Source organism: Ruegeria sp. A3M17, from assembly GCF_003318255.1.
Lineage (GTDB): Bacteria > Pseudomonadota > Alphaproteobacteria > Rhodobacterales > Rhodobacteraceae > Ruegeria.
Genome location: NZ_QOCF01000009.1, coordinates 22,077 through 44,292 on the forward strand (window position 1 = coordinate 22,077; position 22,216 = coordinate 44,292).

The 22,216-nt window shown below is 58.7% G+C and carries 20 protein-coding genes; 4 read left to right on the forward strand and 16 right to left on the reverse strand.

Annotation, left to right across the window (positions count from 1 at the left end):
- Positions 1–53: 53 nt before the first annotated feature.
- Together DS906_RS05740 and DS906_RS05745 are read left to right on the forward strand one after the other, a co-directional pair.
- Positions 54–1,844: an aminopeptidase P family protein gene (locus DS906_RS05740; RefSeq protein WP_113789273.1), complete on the forward strand. Its 1,791-nt coding sequence runs from the start codon at positions 54–56 to the stop codon at positions 1,842–1,844.
- A gap of 65 nt (positions 1,845–1,909) precedes the next feature.
- Entirely contained in the window at positions 1,910–2,251 is a 342-nt protein-coding gene (locus tag DS906_RS05745; protein ID WP_113789274.1) for a DUF427 domain-containing protein, read from the forward strand.
- 5 nt (positions 2,252–2,256) lie between these two features.
- On the opposite strand, the gene DS906_RS05750 is transcribed toward DS906_RS05745, so the two are convergent.
- On the reverse strand, positions 2,257–3,582 hold the full coding sequence (locus DS906_RS05750; RefSeq protein ID WP_113789275.1) for a hypothetical protein: 1,326 nt from the start codon (positions 3,580–3,582) through the stop codon (positions 2,257–2,259).
- A gap of 41 nt (positions 3,583–3,623) precedes the next feature.
- On the opposite strand from DS906_RS05750, the gene DS906_RS22025 reads away from it, so the two are divergent.
- Together DS906_RS22025 and DS906_RS05755 are read left to right on the forward strand one after the other, a co-directional pair.
- The gene (locus DS906_RS22025) at positions 3,624–4,013 is read left to right on the forward strand and encodes a hypothetical protein (RefSeq protein ID WP_147235182.1); all 390 of its coding nucleotides are present in this window, start codon (positions 3,624–3,626) and stop codon (positions 4,011–4,013) included.
- Between the two features lie 321 nt (positions 4,014–4,334).
- Positions 4,335–5,702 (forward strand): DUF3179 domain-containing protein, encoded by a 1,368-nt coding sequence (locus DS906_RS05755; RefSeq protein WP_113789276.1) that lies wholly within the window; start codon positions 4,335–4,337, stop codon positions 5,700–5,702.
- Here DS906_RS05755 and DS906_RS05760 read toward each other — a convergent pair.
- From DS906_RS05760 to ftsW, 15 genes are all read right to left on the reverse strand, one after another.
- On the reverse strand, positions 5,699–7,384 hold the full coding sequence (locus DS906_RS05760) for a chloride channel protein (RefSeq protein WP_113789277.1): 1,686 nt from the start codon (positions 7,382–7,384) through the stop codon (positions 5,699–5,701). The genes DS906_RS05755 and DS906_RS05760 overlap by 4 nt on opposite strands.
- A 100-nt stretch (positions 7,385–7,484) precedes the next feature.
- On the reverse strand, positions 7,485–9,134 hold the full coding sequence (gene recN, locus DS906_RS05765; protein WP_113789278.1) for a DNA repair protein RecN: 1,650 nt from the start codon (positions 9,132–9,134) through the stop codon (positions 7,485–7,487).
- A 35-nt stretch (positions 9,135–9,169) separates the two neighbouring features.
- On the reverse strand, positions 9,170–10,012 hold the full coding sequence (locus tag DS906_RS05770; protein ID WP_108859457.1) for an outer membrane protein assembly factor BamD: 843 nt from the start codon (positions 10,010–10,012) through the stop codon (positions 9,170–9,172).
- Between the two features lie 127 nt (positions 10,013–10,139).
- Entirely contained in the window at positions 10,140–11,060 is a 921-nt protein-coding gene (gene lpxC / locus DS906_RS05775; RefSeq protein WP_113789279.1) for a UDP-3-O-acyl-N-acetylglucosamine deacetylase, read from the reverse strand.
- 213 nt (positions 11,061–11,273) lie between these two features.
- Entirely contained in the window at positions 11,274–12,893 is a 1,620-nt protein-coding gene (gene ftsZ, locus DS906_RS05780) for a cell division protein FtsZ (RefSeq protein ID WP_113789280.1), read from the reverse strand.
- Between the two features lie 349 nt (positions 12,894–13,242).
- On the reverse strand, positions 13,243–13,656 hold the full coding sequence (locus DS906_RS05785) for a hypothetical protein (protein WP_233494695.1): 414 nt from the start codon (positions 13,654–13,656) through the stop codon (positions 13,243–13,245).
- A complete protein-coding gene (gene ftsA, locus DS906_RS05790; RefSeq protein WP_113789307.1) occupies positions 13,643–14,977 on the reverse strand; it encodes a cell division protein FtsA in 1,335 nt (444 codons plus the stop codon). The genes DS906_RS05785 and ftsA overlap by 14 nt, the downstream gene beginning before the upstream one ends.
- Positions 14,978–14,985: 8 nt before the next feature.
- On the reverse strand, positions 14,986–15,981 hold the full coding sequence (locus DS906_RS05795; protein ID WP_113789281.1) for a cell division protein FtsQ/DivIB: 996 nt from the start codon (positions 15,979–15,981) through the stop codon (positions 14,986–14,988).
- Entirely contained in the window at positions 15,969–16,892 is a 924-nt protein-coding gene (locus tag DS906_RS05800; protein WP_113789282.1) for a D-alanine--D-alanine ligase, read from the reverse strand. The genes DS906_RS05795 and DS906_RS05800 overlap by 13 nt, the downstream gene beginning before the upstream one ends.
- A 102-nt stretch (positions 16,893–16,994) precedes the next feature.
- Positions 16,995–17,921, reverse strand: a complete 927-nt coding sequence (gene murB / locus DS906_RS05805) for a UDP-N-acetylmuramate dehydrogenase (protein ID WP_113789283.1) — start codon at positions 17,919–17,921, stop codon at positions 16,995–16,997.
- Positions 17,922–17,966: 45 nt separating this feature from the next.
- Positions 17,967–18,221 (reverse strand): DUF2484 family protein, encoded by a 255-nt coding sequence (locus tag DS906_RS05810; RefSeq protein ID WP_113789284.1) that lies wholly within the window; start codon positions 18,219–18,221, stop codon positions 17,967–17,969.
- A complete protein-coding gene (locus DS906_RS05815) occupies positions 18,218–18,454 on the reverse strand; it encodes a DUF2484 family protein (RefSeq protein ID WP_369934173.1) in 237 nt (78 codons plus the stop codon). The genes DS906_RS05810 and DS906_RS05815 overlap by 4 nt, the downstream gene beginning before the upstream one ends.
- 88 nt (positions 18,455–18,542) lie before the next feature.
- Positions 18,543–19,952, reverse strand: a complete 1,410-nt coding sequence (gene murC / locus DS906_RS05820) for a UDP-N-acetylmuramate--L-alanine ligase (RefSeq protein ID WP_113789286.1) — start codon at positions 19,950–19,952, stop codon at positions 18,543–18,545.
- A complete protein-coding gene (locus DS906_RS05825) occupies positions 19,949–21,046 on the reverse strand; it encodes a UDP-N-acetylglucosamine--N-acetylmuramyl-(pentapeptide) pyrophosphoryl-undecaprenol N-acetylglucosamine transferase (protein WP_113789287.1) in 1,098 nt (365 codons plus the stop codon). The genes murC and DS906_RS05825 overlap by 4 nt, the downstream gene beginning before the upstream one ends.
- Positions 21,046–22,209, reverse strand: coding sequence for a putative lipid II flippase FtsW (ftsW, locus tag DS906_RS05830; RefSeq protein WP_113789288.1), 1,164 nt, complete (start codon positions 22,207–22,209; stop codon positions 21,046–21,048). The genes DS906_RS05825 and ftsW overlap by 1 nt, the downstream gene beginning before the upstream one ends.
- Positions 22,210–22,216 lie beyond the last annotated feature (7 nt).

A 22,216-nucleotide genomic window follows, 5' to 3' on the forward strand; every position in this document is an offset into this window, starting at 1 on the left:
GGAGTATTTTTCAAAAGATAAAGGGGACAGCCCCCGTTTGCGAGAGGTGTCACATGTTTCAGTCCTTTGCAGTCACTGCGCGTCCGGAACAGGGTCCGCCCAGACTGGCCGCTTTGCGATCCCAGATGGCGCAGGATAGGCTGGACGGTTTTCTGATCCCCCGCGCAGATGCCCATCAGGGCGAGTATGTGGCCCCACGCGATGAACGTCTGGCATGGTTGACGGGTTTCACCGGGTCGGCCGGTTTCTGTGCAGTGCTGACCGATATTGCGGGCGTTTTCATCGATGGCCGATATCGTACGCAGGTCAAGGCACAGGTTGCGGCGGATTTCACGCCGGTTCCCTGGCCCGAAACCAGCCTGGGCGCGTGGCTCATGGAACAATTGCCCGATGGCGGCAAGGTTGGTTTTGATCCCTGGCTGCATGCAGCCGGGCAGATTTCCAGCCTGCAGAAAGAGTTGAACGCGAGCGGTATCGATCTTGTGCAATGTGACAATCTGGTGGATCGGGTGTGGCCGGATCAGCCGGATGCTCCGTTGAACCCGGCTAAGGCGCATCCGATTGAGTTTGCCGGAGAAACAGCCGCAAGCAAAATTGCACGGCTGGCGGAGGATCTAAAACAGAACGGGTGTGATGCGGCCATCATTACATTGCCGGATTCGATCATGTGGCTGCTTAACATTCGTGGATCAGATATCGGGTATAACCCGGTAGCACATGGATTTGCCATTTTACATGCCGATGGTCGGGTTGATCTGTTCATGGCGGCGCAAAAGCTGGCCGGGGTATTAGATCATCTGGGCGACCAAGTTCAGGTTCACGAACCACAGATGTTTCTGGAAGCGGCTGCGGGTTTGGTCGGCAAGGTTCAAGTCGACTTAGGGACTTTGCCACAAGCAGTAGCTGACGTTCTCAGCGACAAGATGATGGATGCAGGTGATCCCTGTGCCCTGCCGAAAGCTCGCAAGAACCCCGCTGAAATCGCAGGCAGCGCCGAGGCGCATCTTCGTGACGCGGTGGCCGTTATTGAAACCTTGTGCTGGCTGGATGCACAGGCCGCGGGCACAGTGGCGGAAACGCAAGTAGTCACGCAGCTAGAGGAAAACCGCCGCCGGGATAACGTGCTACAGGATATCTCGTTCGACACGATTGCGGGCACCGGGCCCAACGGCGCGATCATGCATTACCGGGTGACCGAAGAAACCGACAGCCGGCTGGAGAATGGGCACCTGTTGGTTTTGGATAGCGGCGGTCAGTATCTGGATGGCACAACCGACATCACCCGCACCATTGCGATCGGAGAAGTGGGCGTTGAGGAAAAAGCCTGCTTTACCCGCGTGCTCAAAGGGATGATCGATATGTCCATGCTGCGCTGGCCCTCCGGGCTGGCCGGGCGGGATATCGAATGCATCGCACGCGCCCCCTTGTGGGCAGCGGGCCAGGATTTCAATCACGGGGTCGGCCACGGGGTTGGCGCATACCTGAGCGTCCACGAAGGGCCGCAACGCTTGTCGAAAGTCAGCCTTGTTCCGCTGGAGCCGGGGATGATCCTGTCAAACGAGCCGGGATATTATCGCGAAGGTGCGTTTGGCATTCGCATCGAGAACCTTGTTGTGGTGCAAGAGGCCCCGGCGCTGCCCACCGCAGACGCCGAGCGTGCGATGCTGAATTGGCGGACGCTCACATACGTTCCAATTGACCGGCGGCTGATTGTAGTCGATATGCTATCGGCACAAGAACGCGCGTGGCTGAACGCATATCACCGCGACGTTGCGGAAAAAGTCCGCCCAAGGCTGGGCGATGACGCTCAATTGTGGTTGGATGCCGCAACTGCGCCGATCTGACACTGGACTGTCAGATAAACCGGGCAGAGGAGTGATCCGTACTGAAGACGAGGGAAGAAGCAGAGATGACAGACATAACGATCCGCAAAGCAGCTGGTAAATGGAGCGTTCGTTCCGGCGGCGCGGTTCTCGGAGAGAGCATGAATGCACTGGAGCTGCTGGAAGGTGATCTGGAGCCGGTGATCTATTTCCCTCGCGCCGATATCGGAATGGCGTTTTTGGACCGTACAGAAAAGGTCACACATTGCCCGCACAAAGGCGATGCAACGCATTTCTCAATCGTCAACAAATCATCGGTGACCGAAAACGCAGCGTGGAGCTATGAGGATCCGGTCGCCGCAATGGCCGAGATCGAGGGCTATGTCGCGTTTTACCGCGTCGATTCCGTTAAAGTCGAACAGATCTGAATCCCTTAGATGGCCTCTCTGATACGCTCGATCGAGGCCATGTCGTGACGCACACGCCCATAGGCCTGGGCCATGGAGGTCAGGGTATGCGGCGCGCAGCCAATTTCTGCGAGGCAAGAGGCGTCAATAACACGCACGCGCCGCTGAAAGGCCTGCTCAACCACCTGATCTACAGGTTCATCGCCCGGCCCAAAGGTCAGGTTGTGGTAGTGGAACCCCTGCCCTGGCGCAGTAATGCCCAGATTGTGACGGACGCGATGCGAGCCCAGCCAGTCAAGTAGGAACTGTAGCCCCTCGTCCTGCCCCGGGTCCGGCACATGCGTCGCCTCGATCTGACCAAGCTCAGGTTGCAGACGAAACTGTACATATGTCTTGGGCGTCCAGATCCGAACGGGTTGCACAAAATCAATGAAACGTCCCATGCGCCAACCGCGCAGACGCGGACCCAGGCCCAGGGTTGTCGTAACAAGGCTTACCGGGGCTTGCGACACGGCATAGACAGACGCAAAAAGGCTGCATCGACCATCCTGTTTCCGCTTGAGCGTCAGCGCATTGAAATTTCCACGATTCGTGTAGTTCCGCGGGGATCCCAACGCGCGTGCCAGCCTCAGACAGTTGATCGTATATGGCGCGTGGTCCAAAAAGCCGATCTGGGTGATCTGTGGCAGGCTGCGCGCAAGCAAGGTGGCTGTGCCCAATACCCCGGCAGCAAGGAACACCTGGCGGGCTTGAATGCGCGTTCCATCCGCCAATTCCAAGCTTACGCAATTCTGGTCGTTTTCGATCCGTTGCACGCGGCCTGCGCGGACTTCGACATTTGGCATTTCGCTTAGACGATTTCCTACGGCCCGCGCCATGGCTCCCAAGCCGATATCCGGGGCGTCCTTTGTTCCCGTCAAAAGGCGCGGCGCGCTTTTTTCCAACCCATCGCCCAAATGTTCGCGCCGGATGCCGCCTATGACCTGCAGGTCACTTTGCACGGTCTCGCAGGCGGCGGTGTAATTTGCCCAGGTTTCAAGATATCGCCCCTGACCCCAGGGATCTTCGCTATCGTAGACCTGCAGTTGTTTACCCCAATAGTTGGCAAGCCCACCCACTTCGGCGGCAACGAATAATGGGGGGGCATCCCCGGATACATCGGTACGTTCAGTCATAAAAGCCGGCTGCTGACGTTCGTACGCGACAGACACAATCTTGGCCGGGCCGTCCTCACATGGTTCGGATCCAGCACCTGTAATCACCACCACCGAGCCTGAAACCGCTCGCATGGCGGTCAAAGCGGCGTAACCAGCAGGGCCCGCGCCTATCAACGCAACATCAAAAACTCGCATAATATGGACCTTTGCCCGGCTCCCACCCTTGTATTGACCTGATGGTCGCAAAAAAGTGGCTGAAACAGCCCCGTGGGAGCATTGGAGAATTACTGATAAAAAAAAGGATTTCCTGGGATACTATTTTGCCTGATCCGTCACGATCAGCAAAGCGCCTGCGTCCCAATGTGGCGAGACATGAACCGCTTTGTTCGGACAACATCGTCCTGTCCATCCGGTTTTTTCCTTGGGCGAGCCTCACACCAGATCTCCGGACCGGACACCTGATGAATGGGTTTTGCAACATAGCCGTTGCGGCAAATGATGCGCGCAGGCAGCCTGAATCCGACAGTGCAAATCAAGATGCAGAAATAGCATTTTCAAAGTACTCCCGTTCGCGCGAGTTTCAGTTCAAAAATAAGTCAATGCAGTTATGTCGTTCAAGATTTTGAAATTTCCTGGCTCCCGACACGCGCTTTGGGAGTAAATTTCCTTTGGTCACGTAGGGATATCGCTGCAATCGTCACCAATATTAACGATTTTTTGGCCTTTTTATCAAGAAACCCGAAAAAACAGTGAAATATTTAGCTGTTTTGCAGGTGCGGCTTACCAGCAAAAACCCGCCAAGACATGCAGCCAGAAGGGTTTCGTCAGAGGTCCAACCCTGGTCACACCCCCAAAAACATTGGATTCACGATCCAATCACGGGGCTGTTGCATGCATGTGAGGCATCAAGAGTGCACAATGCCACCAAACACCGCCCAGAGGATGCTATGTCACTTACACGTCGCCGTTTCGCAGGATCATTGGGGACCGCGCTCTTGTTGCCTGGCGCGTTGTCTGCACAGCAAGACCCCGTGCTTGATGCCGTGCGTTCCACCTTGTACGGAAGCAACGCAGAGTTTGAGCAAGGCATGGCCTTTCTCGTACAACGCGGCAACCCGGATGTGGTGCCTGCTTTGCTGACCGGTATGAGATACGCCAGACGTCGCAGCAGCGACATCGTGAATGTTATGCAGACCCTGACTGGTGAGAGTATCGGCCAAGACTGGTTTGAGTGGATGCTCTGGCAGGAAAAGAACCCGCAAATCGTACCGCACCCCTCGCTCATCCCGTTCAAACGCGAAGTTCTACTGGGGATTGATACGAATTTCGACGTCTTCCTGAAACCAAAGTATTTGCAGCGCGACAAGATGAAGATCCGGCTTGAAGAGATCGCGTGGGGTGGTGTGAACAAGGACGGTATCCCATCGCTGGACAATCCGGCGCTGATCCCTGCCGCGCGCGCAGATTACCTTAAGGACGATGACCTGGTCTTTGGCGTTTCGATCAACGGGGACGAACGAGCCTACCCGCTGCGGATCATGGGCTGGCATGAAATGTTTAACGAGGTGATTGGCGGGGTTCCGGTGGCCTTGGCCTACTGCACACTGTGTGGTTCAGGCATTTTGTTTGAAACGCAAGTGCCGGGTCGCAGCAAACCGCTGATCTTCGGCTCGTCCGGGTTTCTGTACAGATCCAACAAACTGATGTTCGATCGTCAGACGCATTCCCTGTGGAACCAATATACCGGCAAGCCGGTTGTTGGCGCGCTTGTCGGCAGCGGTATCGAGTTGAAACAACGCCCTGTGGTCATCACCACATGGCAAAGCTGGAAAACATCGCACCCCAAGACGAAAGTCCTTTCAATGAACACCGGTCACCGGCGGAATTATGGGTCGGGTGTCGTGTATCGGGAGAATTTTGCTTCGTCCGAATTGATGTTCCCGGCGCTGGTCGATCAGTCCAGTCACAGACAGAAAGATTATGTTTTCGCCATCCGGCAATTTGGCGCGGCGCGAGCATGGCCCCTGGATGCGTTCGGCAGGAGCCGGGTAATCAACGACGCCATCGCCAACCGGCCTCTGGTGCTTATCGGAAACGACGAAAAGCGCGCAGTGCGCGCCTATGAACGCGCATCTCACAAGTTCGCTGCGTCGGGCAACCAATTGGTGGATGAAACGGGTCAGAAGTGGACCATGACCGAAGAGGCGTTGGTTGGACCAGGAGGTGCGGAATTGCCCCGGGTCGCAGGCCATAATTCATACTGGTTTGCTTGGGACAACTATCTGGGCGATACCGCGACCGTGTATGATCGCTAAGAGTGCTCTTCAGCCGCCGTGGCAGCCAAGGCGCGGTTATACGCCTTCAGTGCATCGACGTGGTAAAGCGCTCCGACCGGGTTTTCACTACCGTCCTCTTCGACAATCACCACCGGAATACAGGGGATGTCATCCCTGTCGAAATAGGGCATCGCGGCCTCTAGCGTCGCGCTAGCCTGAACACAAAGCCCTTGTTCGATCAATTCGACCGCCTGTTCTTTCGTGATCGAGCGCGAGTCGCCCAAGGGGCGCATGACCGCCCCGGTTCGCAGCATCGCCAGCAGATATGCTTGCGGCCCGGCGGCCAGATGCACGTTACGACGTTCCAGCTGGGTCAAGAAGAAGGACCGATCCACAAGACGCGAGGCCAGCGCTGTCGACATCGACACCGAAACCATCACGGCCAGACCGATCTGCCAGTCTCCGGTCAGTTCAAAGACGATCATCGTGGTCGAAATCGGTGCGCCTAGAACAGCGGCAGCAACGGCCCCCATTCCGGCAAAGGCATAAAGCGTATGGGTGCCAGACACATCCGGCAACAGCCCCGTCGCGATCAGACCGAAGGCCAGCCCGGTCAACGCCCCAATCATCAGCGAAGGAGAAAATACCCCGCCGCCCATACGCCCGCCCATGGTGATCGCCACGGCAACTGTCTTGATCACGGCAAACAAGATGGCAAAACTCAGGGTCAGGTCACCTGCCAAAGCGCGGATCGTCGTTTCATACCCGACGCCGATGATGTGCGGGAACCAGATCGCCAGCAGTCCCAACATCGCTCCTGAGACGGCCGGGCGCAGCCAGCCAGGCAAGGCAAGCCGGTTCTGGATATGGTTGCCGATATCTTCGGCAAAAAAGATCGACCGCATGAGCAGAAGCGAAACCAGCCCGCAGATCAGGCCAAGTAGCAGAAAGGCGGGCAATTCCACGTAGAATTGCAGGGAACCGGGCGTATCCAGAACAAACTCGGTCACGTCGCCATATTCCAGCCGGTTGATCACCGTCCCCGCAACCGAAGCGATCACGATGGGTGCAAAGGCATGCACTGCAAAGTGGCGCAGCACGACCTCAAGCGCGAACAGCGCACCTGCGATCGGTGAGTTGAAGCTGGCCGAGACGGCTGCGGCAACGGCGCACCCCAACAGATCGCGCCCGGTAATGCCATCAGCATGGATGCGGTTGCTGACCCAGGTCGAGATAACGCCAGCCATGTGCACGACCGGTCCCTCTCGGCCCGTGGACCCGCCTGTACTGAGCGTGACCAACGAGGCAAAGAACGACGCGATACCCGCTTTGCCTTCTACACGACCATCGGTTACCGCGGCCCCTTCGATGACGTCAGCGACGGATCGCACGCGCCCGTCATCAGTGAATTTGTTCAGGATCACGCCTACGATTAGCCCACCGATGATGGGAATGATCAGGATTAGAAACCAAGGTAGTTTTTCCGCATGGCTGTGCAGCAGCAAAATGTCATCCGTATCATAGACATAAGCCTGCAGCGACCGGATCGCCTTGCGGAACCCCAGCGCCATGAAACCTGCCGCAATCCCAATCGCCAGTGCGATGAACCAGAACTGAATCTGGCTGGGCCCACGCCGCCGCATCACCCGCCAAGCGTCCTTAATCGCGGCCAAAGCCTGATTGAGCTGGTTGCGCAGAACAGTGCGGGTTGATTGGGTCATTGGCCCTCGGGGATCACGTCTTTCCCTTTAGTAAGCCACGGAGCGCCCTTATAAAAGTGGGATCGCGACGGATTGAACACGCGAAAGCGGCAGAATTGCCTCAGGCCTGCAAAAGGGCTCGGGCTGCAGCGCGCGCCTCGTCCGTGATGGTGTCACCTGCGACCATACGGGCAATTTCATCCACGCGGTCGGGTTCGGCCAGTGGCACAACGGTAGACAGGGTCTTCCCGTCGGTGACGTGTTTTTGCACCCGCCAGTGATGCGCCGCACGGGCCGCCACTTGCGGTGAGTGCGTCACGACCAGCACCTGCCCACCCTGCGCCAGCGACGCCAGACGCCGCCCGACCGCATCGGCAGTTGCACCACCAACGCCCCGGTCGATCTCATCGAAAATCATCGTGCGCGCGCTGTCATCCCCGGTCAGGCAGACCTTGAGCGCCAGAAGAAACCGACTGAGTTCCCCGCCCGAAGCGATTTTGTTCAGCGGACCAGAAGGTGCGCCAGGGTTGGTGGCAACTGTGAACGCAACAGCGTCGATGCCTTCCGGACCGGGGTCTGACGCCGTGATTTCCGTTTGGAACACAGCGCGCTCCATCTTCAACGGGGCGAGTTCGGTCATCACGGCGACATCCAGCTGCCCGGCTGCCTTCTGTCGCACAGCACTAAGCTTGGCCGCTGCGTCGTCATATGCGGTCTGAGCGGCGTCTACCGCTGCCCGCTGATCGGCCAGATCCGCGTCGCCTGCGTCAAGTCGGTTCAAACGGTCACGCAAAGTTTCGGCAAAGGTGCCCAAATCATCAGGTACGACATCATGTTTACGAGCCAGTGCGCGGATGGCGAACAGGCGTTCTTCGGCCTGCTCCAATTCCGTCGGATTGAAATCCAATTTCTGCAGACAAGCATCGACACCGTCCTGCGCCTCACCCAGTTCGATCAGGGCGCGCCCCAGGGCCGCGATTGGTGCCTCCAATTGGCCGCCGGCATTGTCCGAGACGCCTTCGAGCCAACGCACAGCGTCCGCCATTTCGCTTTCGGCCCCGTCCCCGCCAAGCAGAGAGAAAGCCCGAGCGACATCATCCCGGATACGCTCGGCCCCTTGCATCATGCGACGGCGGGCGTCGAGCTCGGCGTCCTCACCGGGTTGCGGGTCCAGCTGATCAAGCTCGGATACCGAATGCCTCAGAAATTCCTCTTCCGCGCGCATCGCCGCAAGGGTCGATTCCGTTTGGGCCAGAGCCTTTCGTGCGCGCGACATCCCGGACCAGGCCAATCGCACCTTTGCCAGTTGGGATTCTGCGCCGGCGTAGTCATCCAGCATTGCCCGGTGACCGCGCGGGTTCAACAGGCCGCGATCATCGTGTTGACCATGCAGTTCGATCAGGGTCTCGGACAATGCGCGCAGCACCTCGCCCGAACAACGGCGATCATTGACCCACGCGGTCTTGCGCCCCTCGGCCGTATTCACCCGCCGCAGGATCAGTTCCTCTCCGCCGGGCAGGCCCGCCTCGGCGAGAATTGCATGTGCAGGATGGTCTTCGTTTAATTCGAACTCGGCCACGACTTCACCCTGGGCGGAGCCCTGACGGACCAGTTCAGCCCGACCACGCCAGCCCAGAACAAACCCCAGCGAATCCAGGAGAATCGACTTGCCCGCGCCGGTTTCACCGGTCAACGCATTCAGGCCCGGCTGAAACGTCAGTTCCAGCCGGTCGATGATCAGCATGTCACGGATATCGAGGGCGCGCAGCATCGGGTCTTAGCGTCCCACCCCATTGCCCATGGCGATTACAACCACTCACCTTTGACGGTCTGACGGTAGATCGTGCTGAGCCAGTTGTTGCCACGGCTCTTGAGATCCAACCCGCGTGACGTCAGCAGCGAATAGCCTGCATCATACCATTCGGACGATTGATAGTTGTACCCAAGAATGGCCCCTGCCGACTGTGCCTCATCCACAAGACCCAGTGCCAGATAGGCTTCAATCAAGCGGTACAGAGCTTCGGCGGTGTGAGATGTGGTCTGGAAATCCTCAACCACCACACGGAACCGATTAATGGCCGCAGTATAATGGTCCTGGCGCAGATAGTAGCGCCCAATTTCCATCTCTTTGCCAGCCAAATGGTCAAAGGCCAGATCGAATTTCAGAACCGCAGAGGTCGCGTATTCGCTATCCGGGTAGACCTCGATCACGGTGCGCAGCGATTGCAACGCCTGAAAAGTCAGGCCCTGATCGCGCCCGACCTCGTCAATCTGGTCATAATAGCTGAGCGCCAGAAGATATTGGGCATAAGCCGCATCTTCGTCTGTTGGGTAGAAGTCGATGTACCGCTGCGCGGCACCTCGACTTTCTTCGTAGTTTTTGTCCGAGTGGTATGAGAACGCCTGCATGATCAGCGCGCGCTTGGCCCAATCGGAATACGGATACAGACGTTCAACTTCTGAAAAATACCACGCCGCATCGTCCGAACGATTCTGCGACAGCTCATATTCGCCGCGCGTGAAAATCTGTTCAGGAGTGAACCCTTCCAGGTTCTGATTGCGGTCTGCGCCTTTTCCAGCGCACGCCGTCAAAACTGCTGTCAGAAGAATCGCGCCTGCGAACCTGACTGCCGCTTTGGTGCCAACCATTCCGCCTATCCTTGTCGTATTACTTGACGGGGTTAAGCCCCGATTTAGGCCAAGGTCTAGCACATAAAATTCCGGTGCAAAACGTCTTATGCGCCCGTTCGCGGAATTGTCGACGGAGTTGATCCAATCAGGCGACTTCGGGGATTTCGTCCCGGACCAGGCCCTGCCCCGGAAGACGGGCTGCCTGTTCAGGTGTACACAGGATCGGACGGACGGCACCCGGTGTTTCGAACAGCTTGCGCAGCAGAGTATTGGTCATTGCATGGCCAGATTTGTCACCGGTAAAGTGACCAAAGATCGGACCGCCTGCCAAATACAGGTCACCAAGGGCGTCCAGCATCTTGTGACGCACAGCCTCATCCGCGTGGCGAAAACCACCCGGGGTAAGGACTTCATCACCCTGAACAACGACGGCATTTTCCAGCGTACCGCCCAAAGCCAGCCCGTTTTCGCGCATCGCCTCAACATCAGTACGGCGACAGAACGTCCGGCAGTCACACAGCTCACGTGCGAACGAGCCGTTGCGCATATCCAACGTCTTGGTCTGGCTGCCGATGGCACCATCTTCGAAGTCGATATGGAAATCGATGATCAGACCATTTGCAGGCGCAATCGATGCGCTTGCACCTTCGCGCACAGCGGTCACCGGCTTAAGAACCTCATAGGCCAGAACCGGGCTGGCCTGGCGACGCACGCCCTTCGCCATGATACCGCGAACGAAATCAATCGAAGACCCGTCCATGATCGGAACTTCGGGACCATCAATCTCGATCAGCGCGTTGTGTATTCCGCAACCGGCCAGCGCGGCCATGATGTGCTCGACCGTGGACACAGACACACCCGCGTCGTTGATCAGGCGGGTGCACAGCGGGGTGCGCTCGACCACGTCATAGATCGCGGGGACAAGGGCATTGCCCAGCTCAATATCCGTCCGCTTGAACCAGATGCCGTGACCGGCAGCCGCCGGTTTCAGGACCATCGTCGCAGGCTTACCGCTATGCAGTCCGACGCCTGTAAACGTGACCGGAGATTTGAGCGTATGTTGCAAGGTGAACCTCGAAGAGTGGTGTCCGGCCTCGTTTGGCCGTGTTGGACACTCAGTTAAGGAAGGCGGCGTCAAGGCTCAACTCACTCTTTGCAACCGAATGAAACATGTATGTGACAGATCGGCAAATCCCTGCTTACACCCCATTAAGCATCTGTAAAACAAAAGAAAAGGGCCGCCATTTGGCGACCCTCTGCATTCATTTTGTTACCGCGATCAGTTGGCCTGGCGCCGCAAAAAGGCGGGAATTTCGATCCGGTCCTGTTCGGGGTCGACCTCATCCCTTGCAGGTGCCGTAGCGTCAGATTGGCGCATCACGGGCTGCTGACGCGGTGGTTGCGCCGGAGTATCTGCTGCGTGGCCGGTCATCCGGTCGATCAGGCGGTTAAAGCCAAACCGGGGACGATCATGCGCTTCTTCCTGCGATACAGGGGTTGGCTGCGGGGTCGCGGGGCGGACCATCGAAGGGCTCCGCTCGGACGGCGGAACGTTCTGGACTGCGGCCTGCAAGCGCTGCAGCGCCTCGGGCGACGGTGTTCCCGCTGCCGGTTGAGGCTGCGGCGCGACATAGTTTTCGGACGCAGGCTCAACCGGTTCGGGGGTCGGTTCGAATTCGGCAACGCGCGGCTGATAGGCCGGCGGAGGCAGACCATCATCATCCTGCCGGGCACGCGACTGGAACTGCGGCTGTGCAGGCTCTTCCGGCGCTTCAAACAGCGAGGGTTCGCGGATCATATCTTGCTGCGGCGCTTGCTCAGCGACTTCCGCAGCAACCGGAGCCTCTTCCTGCACCGGCTCTTCTGCTGAAACGGTGCGGGTCAGCGGTGCCGACATTGAACGACGCGCGACAGGGACATCTTCCTGCTTTTCATTGGCATCGATACCGGTCGCGACAACCGATACGCGCATGCCGCCTTCCATCACGGTATCCAGAGTCGAGCCAACGATGATGTTGGCCTCGGGATCCACTTCTTCGCGGATGCGGTTGGCGGCTTCGTCCAGTTCGAACAGGGTCAGGTCGTGCGAGCCGGTGATGTTGATCAGAACGCCCTTGGCACCCTTGAGGCTGATTTCGTCCAGCAGCGGGTTGGCAATCGCCTTCTCGGCGGCCTGAACCGCGCGATCTTCGCCGGTGGCCTCGCCTGTTCCCATCATCGCTTTGCCCATCTCGTCCATCACGGCGCGAACATCTGCAAAGTCGAGGTTGATCAGGCCCGGACGGACCATCAGATCGGTCACCCCTTTAACGCCCTGATAGAGAACATCGTCCGCCATCGAGAACGCCTCGGTAAAGGTGGTCTTTTCGTTGGCCAGACGGAACAGGTTCTGGTTCGGGATGATGATCAGAGTGTCGACGACCTTTTGCAGCATCTCAACGCCGTCTTCGGCCTGACGCATCCGCTTGGCACCCTCAAACTGGAAGGGCTTGGTCACAACACCGACGGTCAGAACGCCCAATTCCCGCGCGGCCTGCGCGATGATCGGGGCGGCCCCTGTACCTGTACCACCGCCCATACCAGCGGTGATAAAGCACATATGCGCGCCGGCCAAGTGGTCAACGATCTGTTCAATGCTTTCTTCGGCTGCTGCCGCACCCACGGTCGGACGGGCCCCTGCCCCCAGACCTTCAGTGACTTTCACGCCCAGTTGAACCCGTGCCGAGGACTGGCTTTGTTGCAGTGCCTGCGCATCGGTGTTGGCGACCACAAATTCGACGCCATCCAGCTGTTTCTCAATCATGTTGTTGACAGCGTTACCGCCTGCACCACCAACGCCAAATACTGTGATCCGAGGCTTCAGTTCGTCGTGCCCGGGCATCGAAAGATTCAATGTCATGCTCTGTCCGCCTGTTTTTTTGTTCCCGCCAAAGCGGTGTTTTTCTTACCTATCCACTAACAATCCTACCGTTTGAAACGGCAAACGTCACGCCAAAAATCGCGCAATTCCACAAAATATGGAGGAAATAAGGCGCTGACCGGCAGTATTTCGCAAATACCGCCAGATGTTGCGTAAAGAACTCAATGCAGCACAAAACAGGCGATTTGCGCGCGGCACTTAACCGACGCATCACCAAAGGGACTCATAAACTGTCAAACTGCGGAAAACTGCTCAGGTCCTGCCGCGGGCCTCTGTCGGGCCTTGTGGATATCTTGCGGGATAAACGAGTCAGCTGCAACCCATTTCTTTAGCTGATCGGGGCACTTGGACAATTCAAACCGTCCTCGGTGATGCTGCGCACCTCCTGGATTTCGCTGTCCGCAAAAGTGGCCAGTCTAACCACCAACTTGCCCTTATATTCGAAAGGCCACCAACACACCGGGATACCATCCTGGTCATCATCGTAGAGAAAGCAGATTTGACCATCAGGCGTGGTGATCTGACCATAAACGCAACCGCGCCCCACCATGCGCCAGACCGACAGCACGGGGCTGAGGAACTCTTCAGTTCCTACAAGCTCGCCCGTTGAAAAGTCGTGAAACGTGACAGTCTTGCCCTTTACTGCATCCAGAAACGCCTCAGGCGTGATCCGGGTTTGCGCCTGAGTGGTCAGCGGTGCCAGGGCCAGCAGCGCTGCGGCCCCCAGCTTACCAATTGTCACGGAACCAACGCACGGCCCGCTTGAACGGGCGCGCGGCATAGGTGTCGACCGGGATTTCAAAGTCCCACCATTCGTCCTGCGGGTGCGCTGCAAACAGGCTAAGCCCCACTGCGGACGAGAACCCCGGCCCAGTCGCCGATTGCGGTAGACCATGAACACGCAGCGGCCGGCCAAGGCGGACACGCTGCCCAAGGATGCGGGTGGCTAGCCCGTCCAGGCCCATGATCTGGCTGCCACCACCGGTCAGGACGATCTGCTGGCTGGGCATATGCTCGAACCCTGCCGCATCCAGACGGACGCGCACTTCTTCAAGGATTTCCTCGACGCGGGGGCGCATGATCCCGATCAGTTCAGCACGGCTGACGGTGCGGCGATCATGTTCCCAATCGCCGGTATCCCCGCCAATGTCGATCAGGTCCCGATCATCCGCGCCAGTTGCGTGAACGCCGCCGTTGAAGGTTTTTATCCGCTCCGCCACCGAGGCCGGGATACCCAGCCCCATCGAAATGTCCGAGGTCACATGATCGCCGCCCATGCGCACGCAGTCGGCGTAAATCATGTGCTTTTTCATGAAGATCGACACGCTGGTCGTTCCGCCACCCATGTCGATACAAGCCGCGCCCAGTTCCTGCTCATCCTCGACCAGGGCGGAAACACCAGACACATAGGCCGAGTTTGCAATTCCTGCCAATTCCAGATCGCAGCGTTTGATGCAGCGCACAATGTTCTGGATCGCGGTCGCGTCGACCGTCAGCATGTGCATGTCGACGGCTAGGCTCTGCCCCATTTGGCCGCGCGGGTCGATCAAACCTGAACGATTGTCCAAAGCGAAGTTGACCGGCTGGGCATGCAATACCTCGCGCCCTGCCCCGTAATCCGGCACATCACAGGCGTTCAGGACACGGCCAACCTCGGCCTCGGTCACGACCTGCCCCTCAAGATCGACCTGTGCATCCAACCCGTAAGAGCGCGGGTTCGCACCCGAGAAGCTGGCAATCACATGATCGACCCGGAGATCGGCCATCTTTTGCGCCGCCTGCAGGGCGGTTCGGATGGCCCGTTCGGTTTCCTGCATGGCGGTGACTTCGCCGAACTGTACGCCCCGCGACCGTGTGGTCGCAGCACCAATCACTCGAAAGCCGGTCTGCCCGGCCATCGACCCGATGGTGTTATCCTCGCTCAGGCGGCCGGTCCCGTCAAAGCGCAGTACAAGACAGGCGATTTTGGAACTGCCAACATCGAGAATGGCGACAACACCGCGTTGCATGGCTTGTCTGCGCATCTGCCGCATGGCGCGCTGGGACTGATAAAGATCGGTCATCATGGTCGTTACTGCTCGCTACCCACTGTCACTTTTGTATTCCACCAGTCTTCGCTGGCAGCTTTGGTCATTCTTATTGTCGGACGTTGCCCAAGGCGCATGTCGACCACCGCCACGTCACGTTCCAAAAGGTCCTGCACCTCATTCACGGCCAGAACGCGTTCCAACGCGCGTACGGGGCGTTCGGTCGGCAACATGATGCGCTGGCCGCGGTCCATAACCAGGTCCCAGCGACGCTCGCCAATCCGAACCAAGCCACGTACACGACCGCCGAGGCTGCGGGCGGTTGTCAGCAATTCAAGCGCCTCACCCACGTGACCGTCTGCACCTTTGCCCGCGATCAGAGGTAAATTAGAGTGATCCTTGCGGGACGCGATGCGCTCCACATGCGCGCCGGTCTCATCCAGCAATTCGATCCCATGGCGCGTACGCCAGACGATGACGGGCTGACGCTCGACCACATCCACCTGCAGAATGCCGCCGGGGCGTACCCGCACGGTGGCGGACCTGACCGGATTCAGCCCTGTGATCGTGTCGCGGATCTGTTCAACGTCCAGGTCCCATGAACTGACGGGGAAATCCAGCGGTACGACCTCACGAATATCCTCGGACAGGTTGGTCCCTGCCCCGTCAATGGCCATCAGATTGACCATGAACTCCGGTCGTTGCTGGATCGAAGTCTTGATGTCGATGACATAGGCCACCACCGCATCACGGCGTTCCTGCGAGCCGAAATAGATGCCAATTGCGGCGCAAACCGCAAGCACCGGCAGGCCAAACTTCAGGCTGCGCCGAACGCCCCGCGTCAGCATCCAGCGTTGCAGGCGGTAGCTGAGACGAGACGGGGCCGGGTCAAGCCGATCGCCCTTGCCACCAAACATGCCACGCAGCCGCAATTTGGGTTCGGCGCCGGTATGTGCGCCGGATTCGAAATCAGCATCGGGACCGGCCAGTTGCTTGGGCCGGTGAACCACAGGCGCGCGGGTGGCTCTTAGCGGTCGCATGATGCGTCCTCCACCATCCAGGCACAAAGCTGCCCGAAACTCATACCCATATGCGCGGCCTGTTCAGGCACCAGCGACGTCGGCGTCATGCCGGGCTGAGTGTTGGTTTCCAGCAAGAACAACCCATCGGCACCCATACTGTCATCCCAGCGGAAATCCGTACGGCTTACGCCCTTGCATCCTAGCGCGGAATGAGCGCGTAACGCGTAGTCCATGCACAGGTCAAAAATCTCGGTCGGCACGTCAGCGGGCAGAACATGCCACGAACCGCCGGGCTTATACTTGGCGTCATAATCGTACCAACCACCATCGGTCATGATCTCGGTAACCGTTACGGCCTTGTCGTTCATCACCGTTACGGTCAGCTCGCGACCGGCAATGTATTTCTCGACCATCACCAGATCGGGCATTTCATCCGACAGTTGCGGAGGGCCATTGGACCCTTCACGCACGATGTAGATCCCAACACTGGAGCCTTCGTTGTTGGGCTTGGCCACGTAAGGGGGCTCCATCACATGAGCCTTAACCACCTCGACCTTGGGTACGATCACACTGGCAACAACGGGCAGGCCCTCGGCCTCAAACACCTCTTTGCTGCGCTGCTTATCCATCGCCAGGGCCGAGGCCAGAACACCAGAGTGCGTGTACGGAATGCGCATCCATTCCAGCAGGCCCTGAACGCAACCATCTTCGCCCCAGCGGCCATGCAGGGCGTTAAACACAACGTCTGGTTTGATTGCTAAAAGGCGCGCATAGAGGTCAGGACCAGCGTCCAGCTCAACTACTTCAAAGCCTTCTCCCACAAGGGCGGCCGCGCATTCGCGCCCAGAGCTGAGAGACACCTCGCGTTCCTTCGAGGGTCCACCCATCAATACCGCCACTTTGGGGTTTGTCCTGCTCGACATACCCAACGTGCGCCTCAATGTCCCCGGACCTTACGTGGTGGTCCGTACTGCGTTTATCTCCTTGATCCGTCGCCTTAATTTGCCTGTTATGGTCTGACGGTCAGGGCTTTATTCTGTCAACGGATCACCGATCCGCATGATTTCCCACTCTAGCGTGATGCCGCTTGTTTCGTAAACCTTTTTTCGCACTTCTTCGCCCAGACCTTCGAGGTCAGCGGCAGAGGCATCACCGGTATTGATCAGGAAGTTCGAGTGCTTTTCGCTCATCTGTGCGCCACCTAGTGTCGCACCGCGCATGCCCGCATCGTCAATGACCTTCCACGCCTTGAGGTCGTGCACATCATCCGCCCGCCCGGTCGAGGAAAACCCCGCCGGGTTGCGGAAGGTTGACCCGGCGCTGCGATCTTTGGTCGGCTGGGTTTCGTCACGTTTTTGCAACTGCGCCGACATTCGGGCGTGCAGCTCTTCCGGATCACCAGATGGGCCTTCGAATGTGGCCGAAACCAGAACCGCGCCTTCGGGCAGATCGGACTGACGATAACGGAAGTTCAGGTCTTCGGGCGACAGGTCCACCACTTCGCCTTGGCGAGTGACAATTGTCGCCTTGCGCAGCACGTCCGCCGTGTAGCTGCCGTAACACCCTGCGTTCATCCGCACCGCACCGCCGATTGAGCCCGGGATGGTACGCAAAAAGGTCAGGTCCACACCCTCATCCGCCGCCTTGCGCGCCACATGCGCATCCAACGCGGCTGCTCCGGCGGTGACGATGTTTCCCTCAACCGAGATAGCATTGAACCCGCGCCCCAATCGGATCACAACTGCGCGCAAACCGCCATCGCGAACGATCAGGTTTGACCCGACGCCCATGGGAAAGATTGGAGCCCCTGCAGGCAGATGACGGAGGAAATCCTGCAAGTCTTCAATATCGGCAGGCTGGAAAAGAAAGTCTGCAGGGCCGCCTACCCGAAGCCAGGTCAGATCGTTCAAATTGCGGCACTCGGTGAGTTTACCGCGCGGTGTCGGAAGCGCTGTCATGTCGGCTAGATCGCGGATTCTGACGCATAACGCAAGACGCTTCCATTACGGAGCAGATCCAATTAACCGACGTACCCACCGCCCCAGATAGATCATCGGCCAACGCAACACAGACATACCTGCGGCCAGAACGATCAGCCCAATCCATGGGCCGTTTTGCAGGGTGACGTAACCCAGTATCGGAATCCCCACAGCGATCAAAGCATAAGCGCGCGTCCAGTGGTTGTCCTTGCTGGGGATCATCGCCAGCACATTCGCAGAAATCCCCCAAAGCGCGGCAAGAGCGATCGACCAGTTCATTCCTCGACCTCCTGCCCGGTCCAGCGGCGCCAATAAAAACGAATGGGATTTCGGAACATGGATGCAAAGGCCGCAAAGGCCAGCACCGAGAAGAACCAGCCAATGTCGTGTCCCAGCCAGACGATCAGCGCAGGTGCAGAAATGAACAGCACAACGCCCGGCGGAAATTGAAGGCGCATCGGCAGCATGGCCACGACCGTTGAGGCCAAAACCCACAAGCCAGCAAAAAGCACTGAATATACCAACTGCCCCTCCGAGGACGATCATTGCTGCAACTGCAACATCACACTTTAAAGTTGCAATGCTAGAGAGTCCATTCCATCAAACGGCTTGTTTTTGTCGCAGCCTTTCTGGCAGCCCGTTGGCCCAAGTACTGATCGTACCAGCGCCGAGACAGACGACCATGTCGCCGGGGCGGGCCTGTTCGCGCACTAGACGCTCCAGATCGTTTTCGTTCAGCAATGCACGCGCGTGGCGGTGACCGTGGCGGATCAGGCCTTGCACCAGATCATCTCGGCTAGCTCCTTCGATCGGATCTTCTCCAGCAGAGAAAACATCGGCAATGGCCACAACGTCCGCATCATTGAAACAGGTACAGAAATCATCAAACAGATTGGACAGACGCGAGTACCGGTGCGGTTGGTGCACGGCGATGACCCTGCCTTCGCTTGCCTGGCGCGCAGCTTTGAGGACAGCTGCAATCTCTACCGGATGGTGGCCGTAATCGTCGATAATGGTGACGCCATCGACCTCTCCGACCTTGGTGAAGCGGCGGTTGACGCCCCCGAAATTGGCCAGCGCCTCGCGGATTTCAGAGGCCTTCATACCCAGATGGCGGGCGACGGCCACGGCGGATAACGCATTCGAGACGTTATGGTCCCCGGGCATCGGCAATGTGCAGCCCTCGATCATCTTGTCTTCGTACTGAAGGTGGATGTCGAAATGCGCCACGCCGCCCTTGTAGGTCAGGTTCAAGGCGCGCACATCGGCCTGCGCGTTGAACCCATAGGTCCGCACCCGGCGGTCGGTGATGCGACCTACCAGCGTTTGCACTTCGGCGTGATCCGTGCAGCACACAGCCAGACCGTAGAATGGCAGGTTCGAGACGAACTCGTAAAAGCCGTCACGCAATTGGTCGAAGTCACCCCAGTGCTCCATATGCTCGGGGTCGATATTCGTAACAATGGCAATGGTCGCGGGCAGTCGGTTGAACGAGCCGTCGGATTCGTCGGCCTCGACCACCATCCATTCACCCTGCCCCATCCGTGCATTCGAGCCATAGGCGTGGATGATGCCGCCATTGATGACGGTCGGATCGAAATCGCCGGCCACCATCAGCTCGGCCATCATTGTGGTTGTGGTGGTCTTGCCGTGGGTTCCGGCAATGGCAATATTCGACTTCAGGCGCATCAACTCGGCCAGCATGTCGGCGCGGCGAACGACGGGCAGACCTTGCGCCCGGGCGCCGTCCAGTTCGGGGTTACCCGGCTTGATCGCGGTCGACACCACAACAACGGCCGCGTTTTCCAGGTTTTCGGCACGCTGACCGACAAATATCTCAGCCCCAAGGCTCGCCAGACGATCAGTGATTTTGGACGCTTTCAGGTCTGACCCCTGCACGCGGTAGCCCAGGTTCAGCAGAACCTCGGCAATGCCCGACATCCCGATCCCGCCGATCCCCACAAAGTGAATCGACCCTACGTCTTGCGGCAGTTTGGTTGCTGGATTCATGTGGTCTCCTTCTGCGCCAGTTGTTCGACAAGGGCCGTCAGACGTTCAGTTGCGTCGGGGGCACCGGTCGAGAGGGCGGCATGGGCCATCTTTTGCGCGGCTTCGGGGTTGGTCAGAACGGCGGTGATTTGCTCTGTCAGCGCGGGAACGTCAAGTGCGTTTTCCGGAATCATGATCGCGCCGCCTGCCTGAACCAATCCTCGCGCATTGGCGGTCTGATGGTCGCCTGCGGCTGCGGCAAACGGGATCAGGATCGATGGACGTCCGATGACCGAGATATCGGCCACGCTGGATGCGCCGGATCGGCTGATGACAAGTTGTGCATCCGACATGCGACGCGGAACGTCGTCAAAGAAAGGTTTGACCTCGGCCCGGATACCATGTTCGGCATAGAACGCCGTGACACGTTCCCCGTCTTCGTCGCGGGCCTGATGTGCGACACGGATATGGCTGCGCAGGTCGTCAGGCAGGGCAGCAATCGCGCCAGGGACAATATCGCTGAGAATGCGCGCGCCCTGACTGCCGCCCATAACCAGAATAGACATAGGATAGTCGCCCGGTGGGATGTAACCTGCGGCCTCGCGCTCAAGCACGGCGGCGCGGACCGGATTTCCGGTGTGGATGCCATTGGCCCCTTCGGGCAGATCGGTCGGCCAGACACCACAGGCGACGTTGGCAACACGCGTGGCAAACAATTGGTTCACGCGCCCCAGAACCCCATTCTGTTCGTGGATCATGCGCGGAATCTTGAGCATCGTCGCGGCCCCCAATGCCGGGATCGACGGATATCCGCCAAAGCCAACGACCGCGTCCGGTTTGTCCCGCATCATCTGGAACGCCATGCTGGCGACACCACCCGCAATCCTTGGTCCGACCAGCGCCTTAGCGGCCAGTCCGCCGCGCGCGAAGGTGGCCGAGGCCACCTCGACAATCTCGACCGTTTGCGGAAAGGCGCCTGTGTAGCGCGCGCCACGCTCGTCCGTGGAAAGGCGCACGCGCCAGCCTTTATTCAGCATCGCTTCGGCCAACGCCTGCGCCGGGAACATGTGGCCCCCGGTGCCGCCAGCCGCAATCAACAGGTAAGGTTTCCCCATTATCCTCTTCCGCGCAGAATATCGCCAAGTTCGCCCTGTGGGCGGCTTCTGGTGAAGGCCAGCAACATGCCAACAGCGATGCCGCCCGCAATCAGCGACGAACCACCGTAGCTGACAAAGGGCAGCGTCATGCCCTTGGCGGGCAGCAGGCGCACGGCCACACCCATGTTAATCATGGCCTGAACGCCAAACATGCAGGCCAGACCGGTCCCGGCCAGACGGATGAACATGTCACGCTCCCGCATCAGCCGCAGCAGTGAGCGTACAACGATCAGTGAATACAGCGCGATGATGATCAGCACCAGGATCAGCCCGTATTCTTCGGCCGCAACCGCGATGATGAAATCCGTATGGGCATCGGGCAAGGACCATTTCACCTGCCCCTCACCCACGCCGACACCGAACAGACCACCTTCGCGGATGGCGTTCGTGGCATAGCCCAATTGCGTGGTCGGGTCGACCTCCTGGTTCAAAAAGCCATCAATACGGCGGGCAAAGTGTTCCGAATTCGAATAGGCGAACATCCCACCCAAAACTACGACCCCGGCCATGCCAACCAGCAGCAGCATCGGCGCGCCGGCCACAAAGTACATCACACCCCATCCAAACAGGATCAGGCAGGCCTGACCGAAGTCAGGTTGCAAAACCAGCATCGCCACAATCGCAATACACAGCGCAAATGACCACAACCGACCCGGAGGGCCGTTGATCTGTTGCGACGCAGCCAGCAGCCACGCGGCCACGACAACAAATCCGGGCTTCAGAAATTCCGACGGCTGCAAAGATGCAAAGCCCAGCGAGTACCAGCGCACTGCCCCTTTCCCGAAGTCCGTCCCGAAGACGGGCAAGAAGGCCAGCGCCACAAACGAGGCAAGGAAACCAAGTACTGCCAAACGGCGCACCAGTGTCGGCGACATCATCGACGTCAGCAGCATCGCAATCAGCGCCAGCCCGCCGAACACCGCCTGCCGTTCGACATAGTGGAACGGATCAAACCCGTTACGCCCTGCCAGCGGTGGTGATGAGGCCAGCCCCAGCAACAATCCGATGACAAACAGGATCAGAACGCAGGACATCGTCCAGCGATCAATCGTCCGCCACCATTTCGGAAGAATCGGTTCTCCGCGCTGGTCCTGGACCGCACCATACACCATCTCAGTCATGAGATAC